Genomic DNA, 2,334 nt, shown 5'->3' on the forward strand with positions numbered 1-2,334 from the left:
TCACACTCTGGGATTGATTGCCTGGATTCGGGACAATGGCCTGCGCCAGGCGGACGCCGCCATCGCTTTCTCACCATCCACCGATCTGACCCTGACCGCGCCGAGCAACCGCAACAACATCGGTACCGATCCACTGCTCGGGCCTGTGTTTGGTGGCCTGTCGAAAATCCCACTGCCGGTCATCTGGTGGGCCACACTGGCGGCATTCCGGGTCTCCCCGACCAGCCCTGTCGCCTCACCATTACGCGGGAATCTGAAGGACCTGCCCCCAACGCTGATACAGGCCAGCGACACCGAGATGCTGCTGGACAACGCCCGGCGTTACGCCGCGCGGGCAGAAGCAGCAGGTTCTCCGGTTACCCTTCATACCTGGCCGGGAATGGTGCACGTATGGCAGATCTTTGTGCCCTTACTTCCGGAAGCGGAGGAGGCTTTCGATGACATCAGGGCTTTCCTGGAGCAGCTGGAGTCCCGGGGTAGCGAACAGGCTTCGGCCTAAACCTGGACCTTGCCCCGCAGGGCCTTGGTTTTACCTTTTTTGGTTTTCTTGTCCACACGCTTGCGCTGTGAGGATCGGGTCGGTTTGGTGGGACGTCGGGCCTTGCGGGGTTTGACGGCCTCCTGGATCAGCTCTTTCAGCCGCTCCAGCGCATCTTCCTTGTTCAACTCCAGGGTTCGGAAAGATTGCGCCTTGATGATCAGCACACCTTCTTTGCTGATTCGCTGATCATTGAGCGACATCAGCCGCTCCTTGTAGAACGGTGGCAGAGAGGAGTGGGGAATATCGAAGCGCAGGTGCACCGCGGAGGCGACTTTATTCACGTTCTGGCCGCCGGCACCCTGGGCCCGGATCTGGGTGATTTCGATTTCCCAGTCAGCAAGTTCAACAGCGTTGGATAGTTTCAGCATCTGCTAAGGTTAACAGAATCCAGAACCGTGGGCTTTCAGCACCGGGATTTGTGCGAGGAACAACCAGTTATCATGTGCGGACGATTCACCTTCTATACCCCACCGGACACCCTGATCCTCGAGTTTTTTCCCGAGGGCATGGAGGTGGACGGGCATTTTGACCCCGGCTACAACATCCCTCCCGGCACAGGTATTCCCATGATCCGGATGAGCATGAACGGCAGCCTGATCATGGCTCACTCCCACTGGGGCTTCCGGCCGGCCTGGGCGGATCAGAAAGCGCCGGCTCCGATCAATGCCCGTGCAGAAACAGCAGCCACATCAAAATACTTCCGGGACGCCTTTGCCCATCACCGTTGCCTGATACCGGCCAATGGCTGGTACGAATGGCAACAAACGGAACATGGGAAAGAACCTCACTACATAACGCCAGCGAATTCCGGGAAGTATCCGGCGATTTTCTTCGCCGGCCTCTGGACCCCGAGAGAAGGCGACGAGACCACCGCCTGCGCCATCATCACCGAACCGGCCAGCGAACACCTGAAGCATATCCATGAACGTCAGCCCGTGGTGCTTGATCCGGCCTGCCTGAGGGACTGGCTGAATCCGGAAATCACCGACCGGACACAATTGCGAGCAGTGACCCATCGCCTGGATCCTGAACAGCTGAAAGCCATTCCCGTTTCGCCGGAGGTGAATAATCCGAGGCATAACTCGCCGGACCTGATCCGGGAAGCCTGAGGCCTGTAGTAATCCTCTAATACCCGCTTCTTCACCGACGCTGATACTGTTTCCAGACTTGGCACGACAATCACAAGGAGACAGCCATGAGCGGGAAGAAGATTCTGATGATTACCGGTGACTTCACCGAAGATTACGAAACCATGGTGCCGTTCCAGGCACTGCAGGCCGTCGGGCACACGGTTCACGCTGTCTGCCCCGACAAGAAAGCCGGCGACACGGTTGCCACCGCCATCCATGATTTCGAGGGTGACCAGACCTACACCGAAAAACCGGGGCACCGGTTCGCCCTGAACGCGGATTTTGACGGGCTGGACCCCGCGAACTACGACGCATTGGTGGTGCCCGGCGGTCGCGCTCCTGAGTACCTGCGGCTTAACAAGGATGTACAGAATCTGGTTCGCCATTTTTTCGAGACTGACAAGCCAGTGGCAGCGATTTGCCATGGTGCCCAGTTGTTGGCCGCAGCCGGGGTTCTGGAGGGGCGCAAATGCTCGGCCTATCCTGCCTGCCAGCCGGAGGTGGAACTGGCCGGCGGCACGTTCGCCGGTATCGAGGTTGATCAGGCGGTCACCGATGCTAATCTGGTAACAGCGCCTGCATGGCCCGCTCATCCAGCCTGGCTGGCGCAGTTTTTCAAGCTGCTGGATCAGTAATGCAAACGGGGCCGGCCCACCGGCCCCG

The 2,334-nt window shown here is 59.0% G+C and carries 4 protein-coding genes; 3 read left to right on the forward strand and 1 reads right to left on the reverse strand.

All coding sequences use genetic code 11. The features are described 5' to 3' along the window. Positions 1-499 (forward strand): alpha/beta hydrolase (locus B2W52_RS13210; RefSeq protein WP_286803489.1); only part of this gene is annotated, 499 nt, incomplete at its 5' end. On the opposite strand, the gene arfB is transcribed toward B2W52_RS13210, so the two are convergent. Then, the gene (gene arfB, locus B2W52_RS13215) at positions 496-909 is read right to left on the reverse strand and encodes an alternative ribosome rescue aminoacyl-tRNA hydrolase ArfB (RefSeq protein ID WP_008175998.1); all 414 of its coding nucleotides are present in this window, start codon (positions 907-909) and stop codon (positions 496-498) included. The genes B2W52_RS13210 and arfB overlap by 4 nt on opposite strands. Positions 910-981: 72 nt before the next feature. Between arfB and B2W52_RS13220 the strand changes: the two genes are divergently transcribed. Further along, positions 982-1,650 (forward strand): SOS response-associated peptidase, encoded by a 669-nt coding sequence (locus tag B2W52_RS13220; protein WP_008175999.1) that lies wholly within the window; start codon positions 982-984, stop codon positions 1,648-1,650. 86 nt (positions 1,651-1,736) lie between these two features. Further along, complete coding sequence (locus B2W52_RS13225) at positions 1,737-2,306, forward strand: DJ-1/PfpI family protein (RefSeq protein ID WP_008176000.1); 570 nt, start codon at positions 1,737-1,739, stop codon at positions 2,304-2,306. Positions 2,307-2,334 lie beyond the last annotated feature (28 nt).

Origin of the sequence: Marinobacter sp. UBA2498 (assembly GCF_002341575.1) — a bacterium.
Lineage (GTDB): Bacteria > Pseudomonadota > Gammaproteobacteria > Pseudomonadales > Oleiphilaceae > Marinobacter > Marinobacter manganoxydans.

Excerpts from the sequence above, each read along its gene's own strand:
- B2W52_RS13220 (WP_008175999.1), top strand. The coding sequence starts at position 982 with ATGTGCGGACGATTCACCTTCTATACCCCACCGGACACCCTGATCCTC.
- B2W52_RS13225 (WP_008176000.1), top strand. The coding sequence starts at position 1,737 with ATGAGCGGGAAGAAGATTCTGATGATTACCGGTGACTTCACCGAAGAT.
- arfB (WP_008175998.1), bottom strand. The coding sequence starts at position 909 with ATGCTGAAACTATCCAACGCTGTTGAACTTGCTGACTGGGAAATCGAA.